This is a genomic window from Histophilus somni, from assembly GCF_014202395.1.
Classification (GTDB): domain Bacteria; phylum Pseudomonadota; class Gammaproteobacteria; order Enterobacterales; family Pasteurellaceae; genus Histophilus; species Histophilus somni.
The window spans coordinates 1-14628 of record NZ_JACHGQ010000003.1 but is presented as its reverse complement, the minus strand read 5'-3'; the positions used below and the strand labels follow the sequence as shown (position 1 = coordinate 14628).

Here is a 14628-nt window from a genome sequence, read left to right as displayed (position 1 = left end):
TTCTATAAACTCAAGTAAAGGCGGTAATTCACACTTTCTGTTGTCGGCTTTTGTAATACTAACTGACGTGTTTGACCTGGCGATAAAATCAGCATAGTGGCATTTTTCATATTAGCCACATCACCTTGTGTTACACCATTTTTATCGTACCAAAAAAAATAATATACGAGCGTCACTTGCTTTTGTGAAACGTTTGTCAGCGATGCTGATGAATGGCTGACTTGTACGTCAATATCAGAAGCAAGCTCGGTACTAATATTTATAATTGGTTGTTGAGAATGCACTAAATTTACTTTTTCCAAAGAACCACAAGCAATTAATCCCAAACTCAAAATAAAAGCGATAAGTAAATTTTTCATTATTTTGCCAACATTTTCCCTAAAGGTTCACCGCCAACCAAGTGCATATGCAAATGATAGACCTCTTGTCCTCCATGTTTATTGCAATTGACGATTAAACGATAACCGTCTTGTGCTATTCCCTCTTTTTCAGCAAGTTTCGCCGCTACGGTAAATAAACGTCCCAACGTTACTTCATCTTCTGATGTTACATCATTAACTGTCGGAATAATTTTATTTGGGATAATTAAAATATGGGTAGGTGCTTGTGGGGATATATCACGAAATGCAGTAACCAATTCATCCTGATAAACAATATTTGCCGGAATTTCTTTACGAATAATTTTGCTAAAAATAGTTTCTTCTACCATTTTTGTTCTCCCATGATATAAAAATAATAGGTGCATTTTGTATCAGAAATCCCTTTAAATAGCAATTTAGATTGCCAAATGTTAATAAGTTGTTGCATTTAAAAAATATAAAACAATTAAATGTTAAACACTTGTTAAAAATATTTTCATTTAACAAATTTTATAAAAAATAAAAAATTTTTTAGTTTAAAGTTTCCGGTTAATGACTTAAAATAACGCCAGTTTAATTTCAATAGGGTTTGTAATGAAAACCGAAAATACAACCATAATAGTATCACCTAGCGAAATGGCACAAATAGGTGAGAATGTAGGTGTTTATAAAGCAACTAAAAATCAATTCTACTCATTCTTATCTGCAATTTCTGCGGGTGCATTTATTGCCCTTGCTTTCGTTTTTTACACTACTACTCAGACAGGTTCGGGTAATGCCCCTTGGGGACTTACCAAACTTGTTGGAGGTTTGGTTTTCTCTCTTGGTATTATTATGGCGGTAGTATGCGGTTCAGAGCTTTTCACATCATCAACTATGTCTCTTATTGCACGTGTGAATAAACGAATTACCACAACTCAAATGCTAAAAAATTGGCTTGTTGTTTATTTGGGTAATTTCGTCGGTTCATTAATTATCGTGTTACTAATTTGGTTTGCCGGTCAAACTATGGCGGCAAATGGACAATGGGGTTTAACCATTCTAAAAACAGCACAACATAAAATTCACCACACATGGCTTGAAGCATTTTGCTTAGGTATTCTATGTAACATTATGGTATGTATTGCTGTTTGGATGAGTTATGCCGGAAAAACATTAACAGATAAAGCATTCATCATGATTTTGCCTATAGGTCTATTTGTTGCCTCAGGCTTTGAGCATAGTGTTGCAAATATGTTTATGATCCCAATGGGAATAATTACCTCACATGCCAGCTCAACAGATTTTTGGCAAGCAATTAATCTTAATCCTCTGCAATTTGCCGATTTGGATATTTACCATTTTATCTTTAAGAATTTAATTCCTGTCACCTTAGGGAATATTATCGGTGGCGGTGTTTGTATTGCATTAATGCAATGGTTTACCAATAAACCTCATAGACACTAATAAATCATTAGGGTGTAAGAGCGGTCTGTTTTTCGATTGTTTTTACAAAGTTCAACAGTTTTATTTTTATTTACTCAAAAGGAAGTTATTAGCGATGGCTCAATTAACAGAAACTCAACAAAAAGCTTGGGAAGGTTTTGTCGGTGGAGATTGGCAAACTGAAGTCAATGTTCGTGATTTTATCCAAAAAAACTATACTCCGTATGAGGGGGATGAAGCATTCTTAGCGGAAGCAACAGAAGCAACATCAATCCTGTGGGCTGATGTAATGGAAAAAATCAAAGTGGAGAACAAAACTCACGAACCTTATGATATTGATACAGATATTCCATCCACTATCACTTCTCATAAAGCGGGCTATATCAATAAAGATTTAGAAAAAATTGTCGGTTTACAAACAGACGCTCCCTTAAAACGTGCAATTATGCCGTTTGGTGGGATCAACATGGTTAGAGGCTCATGTAAAGTTTACCGTCGTGAACTCAATCCAGAAGTTGAAAAAATCTTTACTGAATATCGCAAAACTCACAATCAAGGCGTATTCGATGTTTATACACCAGATATTTTACGTTGTCGTAAATCAGGTGTAATCACAGGTTTACCTGATGCTTACGGTCGTGGTCGTATCATCGGTGACTATCGCCGTATGGCACTTTATGGTGCAGATTTCTTAATGAAAGATAAATTCAAACAATTTACTTCATTACAAGAGAAATTAGAGAGCGGCGAAGATATTCAAGCAACGATTCAATTACGTGAGGAAATCGCTGAACAGCACCGTGCTTTAGGCAAAATGAAAGAAATGGCAGCATCTTACGGCTATGATATTTCCGCTCCAGCAAAAAATGCTCAAGAGGCGGTTCAATGGACTTACTTCGCTTACCTTGCTGCCGTTAAATCACAAAACGGTGCGGCAATGTCTTTTGGTCGTGTATCCACATTCTTAGATATTTTCATTGAACGTGATCTCAAAGCAGGCAAAATTACAGAACAAGAAGCTCAAGAATTAATTGACCACTTGGTCATGAAACTTCGTATGGTTCGCTTCTTACGCACGCCTGAATACGATCAATTATTCTCTGGTGATCCAATGTGGGCAACTGAAACTTTAGCCGGTATGGGGTTAGATGGTCGTACTTTAGTCACCAAAACAAGTTTCCGTATCTTGCATACACTTTACACGATGGGACCTTCACCAGAACCGAACTTAACTATTCTTTGGTCTGAAAGTTTACCTGATGGTTTCAAACGCTATGCTGCGAAAGTATCAATTGATACTTCATCTGTACAGTACGAAAATGACGACCTAATGCGTCCGGATTTCCAAAATGATGACTATGCAATCGCCTGCTGCGTAAGCCCAATGATCGTGGGTAAAATGATGCAATTCTTCGGGGCTCGTGCGAACTTAGCAAAAACATTACTGTATGCAATCAACGGCGGTATTGATGAAAAATCCGGTGACCAAGTTGGTCCTAAAACCGATCCTATTACAACTGAATATTTAGATTATGAAGACGTCATGACCCGTTTAGACAGCTTTATGGATTGGTTAGCAAAACAATACGTCACTGCATTGAACATTATTCATTTTATGCACGATAAATATGCTTATGAAGCAGCGTTAATGGCATTGCATGATCGTGATGTATTCAGAACAATGGCTTGCGGTATTGCCGGTCTTTCTGTTGCCGCCGACTCACTTTCTGCAATTAAATACGCTAAAGTAAAACCTATTCGTGGTGATATTGAAGTGAAAAATAAAGCTGGCGACGTGATCGGTATTTCAAAAAATGTTGCGATTGACTTTGAAATTGAAGGTGAATATCCACAATTTGGTAACAACGATTCACGAGTAGATGATATTGCGGTTGACTTGGTTGAACGTTTCATGAAGAAAATTCAAAAACTCAAAACTTACCGCAATGCAACACCAACTCAATCTGTTTTAACGATTACTTCAAATGTGGTATATGGCAAGAAAACAGGTAACACACCTGATGGTCGTCGTTCAGGTGCACCATTTGGACCGGGAGCAAACCCAATGCACGGACGTGATCAAAAAGGTGCGGTAGCATCATTAACTTCTGTTGCTAAACTTCCATTTGCTTATGCTAAAGACGGTATTTCTTATACGTTCTCTATCGTACCTAATGCGTTAGGTAAAGATATTGATGCACAAAAACGCAATTTGGCAGGTTTAATGGATGGATATTTCCATCATGAAACAACTATTGAAGGCGGTCAACACTTAAACGTGAATGTACTAAATCGAGAAATGTTATTAGATGCGGTAGAAAATCCAGACAAATACCCGCAATTAACCATTCGTGTATCAGGTTACGCAGTACGTTTCAACTCTTTAACCAAAGAGCAACAACAAGATGTAATTACACGTACATTCACAACGTCAATGTAAGTTTTAAATCAGAATATTTAAAAGGTCAGAGTAAAATCTGACCTTTTTATTTTTCTAAATTTTTGAAATTTTTTTGTAAGGTTTTATTTTCTCATTCGTCTAACTTCTAGAAAGCAATTTTTTAGGAGTAGAAAATGTCTCATTGTCATATTTTTAAACAATCCACTCAGGGATTATCCTTACTCGTATTACGTTTTTTTGTCGCCTATGAGTTTTTCGAAGCAGGACTAGAAAAATGGAACGGTGAAAATTGGTTTTATGCGATAAAAGATAATTTTCCGTTTCCTTTCTCAATTTTACCACTGGACTTAAATTGGGCTATTGCAACCGGTGCAGAATTATTGTTTCCGATTTTGTTGGTTTTAGGTATTGCAACTCGCTTTAGTGCTTTAGGGTTGATGATTTTAACCGCTGTAGCTTGGGCAACAGTACATAGCGGATTAGGTTATAACGTATGCAACAATGGTTATAAATTACCGCTCATTTACATAATTACGTTACTTCCTCTGCTCCTACAAGGTGCGGGTGTAGTTTCACTTGATTTTCTGTTACGGAAAAAATACTCAGCTCAAAAACGGCTGAATTTACTTTAATCATTTATATAGGAGAAAAACCATGAAAAAAACAACTTTAGTAGCACTAGCTAGTGCATTAACTATGGCTGTGTCAGCACATGCAGACATGAAGAACACTACAAACGACTGTATGGAAATGAATGGAAAATGCGTTTCAACAAAATCTGCTGAAGGCAAATGTGGTGAAGGAAAGTGCGGTGCAGCTACACCTAAAAAAAACATGCCGAAATCTGCCGAAGGCAAATGTGGCGAAGGAAAGTGCGGTGCATCTAAATAAATTTTTGAGGGTGCATCGCACCCTTTTTATTTACACGGAGGATATATGCGACAAGGTGCCGGTTTAGGCTACAGACGTGATCTAGCGGAAGGATTTCTACAATTACGCAATAATGATCGAATTCAATTTATGGAAATAGCACCGGAAAACTGGTTAAAAATGGGAGGATTTGCGCGTTATCAATTCGATAAAGTGGCAGAAAAAATCCCTATGCTAATCCATGGGTTATCTCTTTCTCTTGGTGGACAAGCCCCTTTAGATAAAGAATTGTTATCAGGCATTAAAGCCATGATAAAACAATATAATACGCCTTTCTTTTCCGATCATCTGAGCTTTTGCGAATGCGATGGTCATTTATATGATTTATTGCCAATGCCGTTTACTGATGAAGCAGTAAAACACACTGCAGCAAGAATTCGTGAAGTACAAGATTTTTTAGAAATTCAAATTTCAGTAGAAAACACCTCTTATTATTTGCATTCTGAAACAAGCACGATGAATGAAGTAGAATTTCTCAATGCTATTGCACAAGAGGCAAATTGCGGTATTCATTTAGATGTTAATAATATCTATGTAAATGCGGTCAACCATGGATTACTTGATCCTCATGTCTTTATTGATAATGTGGATTTAAAACGTGTCAATTACATTCATATTGCCGGACATGATGATGAACATGCCGCTACTGAAGTGCAAATACAAACATCAGAGTCTTTCAATACAATCAAAGGAGATTTTCGCCATCTTCCTCAATTACTTGTTGATACACATGGTGAAAATGTAAAAGGTACTGTTTGGGATTTACTTGAATATACTTATGCTCGTTTACCTCATATGCCACCAACACTACTTGAACGTGATTTCAATTTCCCCCCTTTTGAAAAACTTTGTAAAGAAGTCGATATTATCCATCAATTACAACAAAAATATGTCAAAAAAAGAGGATTGTCATGGCTAAAAATCTAGCACAAACGCAACAAGAATTTGTTCAAGCTATTCGTGAAAAAGACTCTAGCAATCACGATCCTAGACGTTTAAATATTTATGTGCGGTTATTACGCAACAATACTTTTGGCTTTATCGAAAAATGCTTTACCGAAACTCCGGCTCATTTAAACCGACAAGATTGGGATAATGCAAAAGAAGAATTTGTCAAAAACGGAAAAGCACATTCCCCTTACTTCCAAGATATTGCAGGTGAGTTTTTACAATTTTGCCAACACAAAAATATTTTCGATGAAAATATTCTCTCCCTAATGCAATTTGAATTTGATCAACTTCAAGCGGAAGTATCAATGTTTCAGCTACCGACTGAATTCGATATAACAGAACAAACTCCAATGAAATGCTCAGAAGTTTGCTTTATAAGAGAATATCCGGTGGATTTTCTTTCAACTCAATTTAGCAAAATACTAAATCAACCTTCAAAAACAATTATTTGGCGTAATGCTCAATTTGAAGTGTATTACCAAAAGTTAACGGACTTAGATCACTTTTTATTAATGCTGTTACAAGAAAAAGCCTATTCACTACAAAAGCTAAAAGAATCTTTAAAAAACCTTGCAGTTGACGAAAACATACTACAATTTCTGCAACAAACTTGGTACAAATGGATCGATTTAGGGGTCATTATTCCCGAGCAATCCAAAGAATAAGTTACAAATTAATAGTGCATGATATAATTACCGCCATTTTTTTATCTTAGCTGGAAAGAGGAATTATGTCTGTACTTGCACGTTATCACTCTTACGAATCTTGTGGAACTGTTGATGGGCCGGGAATTCGTTTCATTTTATTTTTACAAGGCTGCCTAATGCGTTGTAAATATTGCCATAATCGAGATACATGGGATCTACATGATGGCAAAGAAATCAGTGTAGAAGATTTAATGAAAGAAGTGGTCACGTATCGTCATTTTATGAATGCAACGGGCGGTGGCGTAACCGCATCCGGTGGAGAAGCTGTCTTACAAGCTGAATTTGTTCGAGATTGGTTTAAAGCCTGTAAAGCAGAAGGAATAAGTACTTGCTTGGATACAAATGGCTTTGTACGTCATTATGATCATGTCATTGATGAATTATTAGATGTTACCGATCTTGTTTTACTTGATTTAAAACAGCTCAATGATAAAGTGCACCAAAATCTTATCGGTGTACCGAACAAGCGTACACTAGAATTTGCCAAATACTTACAAAAACGCAATCAAAAAACTTGGATTCGCTATGTAGTTGTTCCCGGTTATACTGATGCTGATGAAGATATACACTTATTAGGTCAATTTATTCAAAATATGAGCAATATCGAACAGGTCGAACTTCTACCCTATCATCAGCTAGGTGCACATAAATGGAAAACGATGGGCGAACAATATGAACTGGAAGATGTAGTCCCTCCAACTAAAGATTCTCTAGAACATATCAAATCTATCATTGAAAGTTATGGACACACAGTCAAATATTAATGTTAAAAATAGTGCCTCCAGCAACATAATAGCCACTATGGATTTCTATTTAATGATAGATTTAATTATTGAAATCTCTATAATAAGCGAACCCACAATCTTGCAAGATTTTACTAACAAGGATTTTTATGTCAGATTTTAAACATAGCCAACTGCTCATTTTAGGATCCGGTCCTGCCGGCTATACTGCCGCAATTTATGCTGCCAGAGCAAACTTAAAACCCGTATTGGTTACCGGATTACAACAAGGTGGACAATTAACCACGACGACTGAAATAGAAAACTGGCCGGGAGACTTTGGTGATACAACAGGTCCGGAATTAATGCAACGAATGTTGCAACATGCTGAAAAATTTGATACCGAAATCGTCTTCGATCATATTAATAATGTCGATTTATCTGAACGTCCATTCAAACTATTTGGTGATGCAGGGGCTTACAGTTGCGATGCACTCATTATCGCAACAGGTGCATCGGCTCGTTATTTAGGCTTACCTTCAGAAGAAACTTACAAAGGACGAGGTGTTTCCGCTTGTGCAACTTGCGACGGCTTCTTTTATCGCAATAAACCTGTGGCTGTGGTTGGTGGCGGTAATACGGCTGTTGAAGAAGCCTTATATCTTGCAAATATTGCCTCTGAGGTTCATTTAATTCATCGCCGTGATACGTTTCGGGCAGAAAAAATCTTAATCGATCGCCTCAATAAAAAAGTGGAAGAAGGAAAAATTATCCTGCATACGAACCGCACTTTAGCGGAGGTTTTAGGTGATAATATGGGCGTAACCGGAATCCGTTTAAAAAACACACAAACAGAAAATGTTGAAGATCTTAAATTAGAAGGGGTATTTATTGCGATCGGTCATGCTCCTAACACTGAATTGTTTACCAATCAACTTGAATTAAACAACGGTTATATTGTCGTAAAATCCGGTTTGGACGGTAATGCAACGGCAACATCTGTCCAAGGAGTTTTTGCAGCCGGAGATGTAATGGATCACAACTATCGTCAAGCAATTACATCTGCCGGAACTGGATGTATGGCAGCTTTAGATGCAGAACGTTTTTTGGATACACAAAAATAATTAACTCAGTCATATTGGGGCAACTAATTTGCCCCACAAATATATCATAACCTCTAGCAGTAACAATGGAAAAATCACGTCAAAAGTATGTTTTCAAATGGCTACGCAAACAACAAAAGCCAATCAAAAAGTTGCTTTCGCTTAATATTATTCTTGCAACTATTTCATCCGTTGTTTTAGTTGCACAAACTTATATTTTAAGCTACCTGCTTCATCAACTCATTATTTTAAATACGGATCGAAGTGAATTAATACCGCACTTTCTAGCACTTATTCTTGGTTTTATGCTACGTGGTTTAATATTATGGGCAAGGGAAAAAGTGGGCTTTAAATGCGGTCAACAATTACGTCATCATATTCGTCAACAAATTTTCGCCAAAATTCATCAAGCTGGCCCGGCAATGATCAACCAAAAATCTGCGGGAAGTTGGGCAACCTTGATGCTGGAACAAGTAGAAAATCTGCACAATTTTTATGCTCGCTTTCTACCTCAACAAGCACTTTCAGCCATTACACCAATCATTATCTTAATCGCTGTCTTTCCACTCAATTGGGCGGCAGGATTAATCTTGGCACTTACTGCTCCGCTTATTCCTATTTTTATGATTTTAGCCGGATTAGCCGCCGCAGATAGTAGTCAAAAAAATATGTCCGCCTTAGCAAAACTTAGCGGTCAATTTTTAGATCGTTTACGTGGATTAGAAACATTACGCCTTTTTAATAAAACAAAAGAGCAAACTGAATATATTGAAGAAAGCACTGAAGATTTTCGTGAAACAACTATGACTGTGCTAAAAATGGCATTTTTATCTTCCGCAGTATTAGAATTTTTTACTTCTATCTCTATTGCATTAATGGCAGTTTATTTTGGTTTTAGTTATTTAGGACAAATTAACTTCGGTTCTTACGACACTGAACTTACTTTATTTATTGGCTTTTTCTGCTTAATTCTTGCTCCTGAGTTTTACCAACCTTTACGAGATCTGGGTGCTTATTACCATGATCGTGCAGCAGGTATTGGTGCAGCTGATGAAATCGTTAAATTTTTGGAGCAAGAAGTTACTTCTCAACAATATGAACAAACACATAGTATCGAGCCTAAAAGTGCGGTCGAAATTATAGCGAAAAATCTCATCGCACTTTCACCACAAGGCCATCCTTTAACCGCTCCGTTAAATTTTTGCTTGACTGCTCAAAGCAATACTGCGTTAGTTGGGCAAAGCGGTGCAGGTAAAACAACATTAATCAACGTGTTACTCGGTTTCTTAAATTATCAGGGAAGTTTAAAAATTAATGGTATTGAATTGCATGATTTATCTTTAAACGAATGGCGAAAAAATATCGCTTGGGTAGGGCAAAATCCTTTATTATTACAAGGCACGATTCGAGAAAATTTACTTTTTGGTGATATTCAAGCAACAGACGAACAAATTATGCAAGCATTAGAACAAGCACAAGCCACGTCTTTTTGTGCGAAATTAGGACTTGATTTTCTGATTAGAGAAGGCGGTATTGGTTTATCCGTTGGACAAGCACAACGTCTTGTTATTGCTCGCTCATTATTGCGTCAAAGCAATTTATTATTACTTGATGAACCTACTGCAAGTCTTGATGCAAAATCGGAAAATGCCGTGCTACAAGTGTTACAAAAAATTAGCCGTAACCAAACTACTTTAATGATTACGCATCGCATTGAAGATCTAAAACAATGCGACCAAATTTTAGTGATGCAACAAGGGCAAATTGTGCAACAAGGCCGTTTTGAACAATTAAAAGAACAAGGTTTCTTCGCCGAACTTTTGGCTCAACAAAAACAGGAAATTCAATAATGCGAGCTTTACTTCCTTTTCTTCGCTTATTTTATCACGCTAAATTTACTCTCATTTTAGGGGGAATATTAATGATTGCGGGATTAGCCTCAAGCATCGGTTTATTAACCCTATCCGGCTGGTTTCTCGCCGCCACGGCGTTAGCCGGTATTGGCACATTATTTAATTTTTTCTACCCGTCGGCAAGTGTCAGAGGTTTAGCAATCGGTCGAACTGTAACACGTTATTTTGAAAAAATAGTGACGCATGATGCCACTTTCCGTGTATTGGCAAAATTACGTGTTCAAGTATTCAGTAAACTTATTCCTTTAAGCCCCGCAGTACTTAATCGCTATCGCAACAGTGACTTACTTAATCGTTTAGTGGCTGATGTAGATACTTTAGATACATTGTATTTACGCCTTATTGCCCCTTTTATCAGTGCAATGATTGTTATTGCTTTTATTACATTATGCTTAAGTTTATTTAATGTTTCTATCGGCGTATTTATTGGTATAAGCCTGCTGTTGCTACTTTTAATTATTCCCATCGTTTTTTATCGGCTGGGACGTAAATTCGGTGCTAAATTAACTCAATCTCGTTCAGTTTATCGCACTTATTTTATCGAATTTATTCAGTCGCAAGCGGAACTGTTACTCTTTAATGCAGCCTTTAGCTCAAAAGAGAAACTAAAAGCAATCGAATTAGAATGGCAATCTTACCAACAACAAGAAACAAATTTAGTCGGATTATCTACCGCACTTGTCGTATTTATTAACGGATTACTGGTAGTAATAACCCTTTGGTTTGCGGCGAAAGCACAATTTTCCATTGCAGATTATCACAATGCTTTTATTGCGTTATTTGCGTTTGCCGCTCTTGCCTCATTTGAGCTTCTCATGCCTATTAGTGCCGCATTCTTACATATTGGACAAGTCATTTCATCTGCAGAACGCATTAATGAACTTCTTGCACAACGACCTTTAGTGCAATTCAACGGTACTCACATATTGCAAAACAATGAATATCCGCTTATTCAACTGAAAAATGTCAGTTTTTCTTATCCGGATCGCAATGATCAGGCATTGCAACAAATTAATTTAACCGTTGAAGCTGGAAAAAAAGTGGCTGTTCTCGGGAAAACGGGGAGTGGCAAATCAAGTTTACTGCAATTATTGGTTCGAAACTATGATTGCAACCAAGGGGAAATTTTACTCTCTAATGCACCGATTCAAGTTTATACCGAAGAAACGCTACGCCAAAATATCTGTTTACTCACTCAACGAGTACATATTTTTAGTGATACTTTACGCAATAATTTACAAATAGCAGGTAGCCAACAAATCAGCGATGAAAAAATGTGTCATATACTACAAAAGGTAGGTCTGGAAAAATTAGTTCAGCAGGATCAAGGACTGGATTTATGGTTAGGCGACGGCGGGCGACCTTTATCAGGCGGTGAACAGCGTCGCTTAGGACTGGCAAGAGTTTTACTGAATAATGCCCCCATTATTCTACTTGATGAACCGACAGAAGGACTGGATCGAGATACTGAACGCCATGTTCTAACGCTATTATTTGAACATTGTCAAAATAAAACGTTCATTATGGTTACTCATCGTCTAACAGCACTTGAACAATTCGATTTACTTTGTATCATGGATAACAGCCATCTAGTTGAACAAGGACACTACCATCAACTGATTCAACAAGAAAAAGGATTTTTTAAACAACTTATTGAACGAATTTAAATCTAAAAAATATGTTCAAATTACACCGCACTTTTAGTCAATCAAGTTATAAAAGTGCGGTTAATTATCAACATTAACTTGATTAACAACAAGAGGAAATTCTTATGACAACATTCACAGATTGGAAAGAGCATACCGCTCATGTTAAAAAATCTTTTGGCGAATTGGGCAAGTCTCATCCAAAAATGTTACAAGCCTATATTAACTTAGATCAGGCAGCTGCGGCTGAAGCACTTGATGAAAAAACCCGTGAACTCATCGCAATTGCTGTCGCTATTACGACACGTTGTGAAAGTTGTATTAGTGTTCATGCTGAAAAAGCAGCTAAAGCAGGGGCAACAGAAAGTGAAATTGCCGGAGCATTGGCTACTGCGATTGCACTGAACGCTGGTGCGGCTTATACTTATGCCTTGCGTGCATTAGAGGCAGTAAAAGAACAAAGCTAAATTGAATAAAGGCAACTGAAAAGTTGCTTTTTTTATACATATTGAAATGTAGTAGATGGGCGGAAACCTTTCCGGCAGGATCTCGGCACACAGAAATTCCGACTTTGGCTGCTTTCTTCCGAACCTGACCGAGTAAATCGGACACTATTGCGAGGAACCGAAAAGATTTCCATAGAATTAACCGAACGGCTAATGGGGTGCATTATCCTATAAGCAAATTCCGATTGCAAATCTTTCTCTGATAACTATACTTTGAGCGATTAAAAATTATTCTATGAAATAAGGAAAAATATGACCGCACTTTCAACTCAAGACTTTTGGCATAAAATAACAACCGCACTGGCAGAAACGGATCCTTATGAAAAATGTCGTTTAGTGAATCAGTTATATGATGAAATTTTGCCTACGATAAATCTAGATCAAACGGACGATTTTCCTCTTGTTACACCTGAACAAGAAATTGTCGGTATTCCACACAAACCCTTCCTTGTCGCTCCCCAAAATGTGCCGAAACGTTCTTTTGCCACAAACGAAGGTTATGCGGCAACATTACATGCCATTGCACATATTGAATTTAACGCCATAAATCTTGGTTTAGATGCCGCTTGGAGATTTGGACGTAATGCACAAGAAGAACTTAAGCAAGGTATGCTATTTATACAAGATTGGCTCAAAGTTGCACGTGAAGAAAGCACTCACTTTACTCTCGTGAATGAGCATTTAAACACATTAGGATATCAATACGGTGATTTTGAAGCACATGCCGGCTTATGGGAAATGGCTCAAGCGACGGCTCATGACATTTGGGAGCGTATGGCATTGGTACCTAGAGTTTTGGAAGCCAGAGGATTAGATGCAAACCCAATACTACAAGAAAAAATTGCACAGCGTAAAGACGTCGAGGCAGTGGCAATTTTAGATATTATTTTGCGTGACGAAATTGGTCATGTTTCTATTGGGAATCATTGGTATCACGCACTTTCCGCTAAACGTCAATTAGATGCAATGAAATGTTTCAGCGAATTATTACGTAAATATCGCATCGTGATTTTTAAAGGAGTTATTAATACTGATGCTCGTATCCAAGCCGGTTTTACTCAATATGAACTCGATTGGATTTATGAAATTGAACAAACGTTAAAATCCCATATCAAAAACAACTAATTATTTCACTTTGTTAGTTTCATCAGGCTTTTAAAAATAAGGGATATACTTTAGAATACAGCGTATCCCTACTCTACTCAAAACAGCATTATGAAATTCAATATTCCTACAATCTTAACTTTATTTCGAGTCGGATTAATCCCGTTCTTTATCGTAACATTTTATTTGCCTTTTCATTGGGCACCTTTTCTCACAACTATTATTTTTTTCATTGCCTCAATAACAGACTGGCTGGACGGTTACCTTGCTCGCCGATGGAATCAAAGTACGCCTTTTGGTGCGTTTTTAGATCCTGTCGCCGATAAAGTCATGGTCATTGCGGCACTTACGCTCGTTGTTGAATATCAACATGTTTTTTGGGTAACGATACCTGCAATTATTATGATCTTTCGTGAAATTGTGATTTCAGCATTACGAGAATGGATGGCAGAAATCGGTAGCCGTGGCATCGTTGCGGTTTCTTGGCTGGGGAAAATTAAAACAGCCTCACAAATGCTTGCACTTGGCGGTCTTTTATGGCACTACAATACATTAATGGAAATTACAGCAATTGTCTTTTTGTATATCGCCGCCATGTTGACAGTTTGGTCAATGTTTCAATATTTAGCCGCCGCCAAAAAATATCTTTTAGCTGATAACAAACAAAAAAGTGAATAAAAAAATAAAAAATCGTTTTTCCCATAACAATTTTGAGATAGAATAACCCGAATTTTTACTTGACAAATAAAATAGAACGAAAAAAATGACAGCCTACAGCCTACAGCCTACAGCCTACAGCCTACAGCCTACAGCCTACAGCCTACAGCCTACAGCCTACAGCCTACAGCCTACAGCCTACAG

15 protein-coding genes and 1 other RNA gene are annotated in these 14628 nt (G+C 37.2%); 13 read left to right on the top strand and 3 right to left on the bottom strand.

Annotation, left to right across the window (positions count from 1 at the left end; all coding sequences use genetic code 11):
- Positions 1-2: 2 nt before the first annotated feature.
- Both HNR69_RS02360 and hinT read right to left on the bottom strand, forming a co-directional pair.
- Entirely contained in the window at positions 3-359 is a 357-nt protein-coding gene (locus HNR69_RS02360; protein ID WP_075293714.1) for a YcfL family putative periplasmic lipoprotein, read from the bottom strand.
- Positions 359-709, bottom strand: coding sequence for a purine nucleoside phosphoramidase (gene hinT, locus HNR69_RS02355; RefSeq protein WP_075293713.1), 351 nt, complete (start codon positions 707-709; stop codon positions 359-361). Before hinT ends, HNR69_RS02360 begins: the two co-directional genes overlap by 1 nt.
- Before the next feature lie 244 nt (positions 710-953).
- On the opposite strand from hinT, the gene focA reads away from it, so the two are divergent.
- The 11 genes from focA to HNR69_RS02300 all read left to right on the top strand — a co-directional run bounded on the left by focA (position 954) and on the right by HNR69_RS02300 (position 12624).
- A complete protein-coding gene (focA, locus tag HNR69_RS02350) occupies positions 954-1805 on the top strand; it encodes a formate transporter FocA (RefSeq protein ID WP_075293712.1) in 852 nt (283 codons plus the stop codon).
- A 94-nt stretch (positions 1806-1899) separates the two neighbouring features.
- The gene (gene pflB / locus HNR69_RS02345; protein ID WP_011609291.1) at positions 1900-4224 is read left to right on the top strand and encodes a formate C-acetyltransferase; all 2325 of its coding nucleotides are present in this window, start codon (positions 1900-1902) and stop codon (positions 4222-4224) included.
- Positions 4225-4358: 134 nt separating this feature from the next.
- Positions 4359-4817, top strand: a complete 459-nt coding sequence (locus HNR69_RS02340) for an HvfX family Cu-binding RiPP maturation protein (RefSeq protein ID WP_075293711.1) — start codon at positions 4359-4361, stop codon at positions 4815-4817.
- Between the two features lie 22 nt (positions 4818-4839).
- A complete protein-coding gene (locus HNR69_RS02335) occupies positions 4840-5076 on the top strand; it encodes an HvfA family oxazolone/thioamide-modified RiPP metallophore (RefSeq protein ID WP_075293710.1) in 237 nt (78 codons plus the stop codon).
- Between the two features lie 45 nt (positions 5077-5121).
- Positions 5122-6042, top strand: coding sequence for an HvfB family MNIO-type RiPP peptide maturase (locus HNR69_RS02330; protein ID WP_075293709.1), 921 nt, complete (start codon positions 5122-5124; stop codon positions 6040-6042).
- Positions 6027-6731, top strand: a complete 705-nt coding sequence (locus HNR69_RS02325; protein ID WP_075293708.1) for an HvfC family RiPP maturation protein — start codon at positions 6027-6029, stop codon at positions 6729-6731. The genes HNR69_RS02330 and HNR69_RS02325 overlap by 16 nt, the downstream gene beginning before the upstream one ends.
- Positions 6732-6796: 65 nt before the next feature.
- On the top strand, positions 6797-7537 hold the full coding sequence (gene pflA / locus HNR69_RS02320; protein WP_012340222.1) for a pyruvate formate lyase 1-activating protein: 741 nt from the start codon (positions 6797-6799) through the stop codon (positions 7535-7537).
- 128 nt (positions 7538-7665) lie between these two features.
- Positions 7666-8619, top strand: a complete 954-nt coding sequence (gene trxB, locus HNR69_RS02315) for a thioredoxin-disulfide reductase (RefSeq protein WP_075293707.1) — start codon at positions 7666-7668, stop codon at positions 8617-8619.
- A gap of 65 nt (positions 8620-8684) precedes the next feature.
- The gene (gene cydD / locus HNR69_RS02310; protein WP_075293706.1) at positions 8685-10448 is read left to right on the top strand and encodes a heme ABC transporter permease/ATP-binding protein CydD; all 1764 of its coding nucleotides are present in this window, start codon (positions 8685-8687) and stop codon (positions 10446-10448) included.
- On the top strand, positions 10448-12178 hold the full coding sequence (cydC, locus tag HNR69_RS02305) for a heme ABC transporter ATP-binding protein/permease CydC (protein ID WP_075293705.1): 1731 nt from the start codon (positions 10448-10450) through the stop codon (positions 12176-12178). Before cydD ends, cydC begins: the two co-directional genes overlap by 1 nt.
- A 104-nt stretch (positions 12179-12282) precedes the next feature.
- Entirely contained in the window at positions 12283-12624 is a 342-nt protein-coding gene (locus tag HNR69_RS02300) for a carboxymuconolactone decarboxylase family protein (RefSeq protein WP_011609306.1), read from the top strand.
- A gap of 65 nt (positions 12625-12689) precedes the next feature.
- On the opposite strand, the gene ffs is transcribed toward HNR69_RS02300, so the two are convergent.
- Positions 12690-12788: signal recognition particle sRNA small type (gene ffs / locus HNR69_RS02295), an RNA gene on the bottom strand.
- A gap of 127 nt (positions 12789-12915) precedes the next feature.
- On the opposite strand from ffs, the gene HNR69_RS02290 reads away from it, so the two are divergent.
- Together HNR69_RS02290 and pgsA are read left to right on the top strand one after the other, a co-directional pair.
- Positions 12916-13788: a ferritin-like domain-containing protein gene (locus HNR69_RS02290; RefSeq protein WP_075293704.1), complete on the top strand. Its 873-nt coding sequence runs from the start codon at positions 12916-12918 to the stop codon at positions 13786-13788.
- A 90-nt stretch (positions 13789-13878) separates the two neighbouring features.
- Positions 13879-14445, top strand: coding sequence for a CDP-diacylglycerol--glycerol-3-phosphate 3-phosphatidyltransferase (gene pgsA, locus HNR69_RS02285; RefSeq protein WP_012340218.1), 567 nt, complete (start codon positions 13879-13881; stop codon positions 14443-14445).
- Positions 14446-14628 lie beyond the last annotated feature (183 nt).